This is a genomic window from Sporomusa sp. (assembly GCF_057736855.1).
In genome coordinates, this window is sequence record NZ_JBYKYF010000472.1 from 1,347 (window position 1) to 1,554 (window position 208).

At 46.2% G+C, this 208-nt stretch carries 1 pseudogene; it reads right to left on the reverse strand.

The annotated features are described in order from the left end of the window. A pseudogene (locus AC29Z1_RS17795) lies at positions 1-208 on the reverse strand (recombinase RecA); the annotation flags it as partial.

Consider the following 208-nt stretch of genomic DNA (forward strand, 5'->3'; position numbering starts at 1 on the left):
GGATCCAAAGCATGCTCAGCATCAATAAATGCCGCTATTCCATCCATTTTTTGTGCTTGGGCTATAATATGTAAAGCTACTGTGGTTTTACCAGAAGACTCTGGTCCAAATATCTCGATAACGCGCCCACGCGGTACCCCGCCGACTCCGAGCGCAATATCGAGAGGTAATGATCCTGTTGGAATCACTTCAACATTCATTTTGGCAG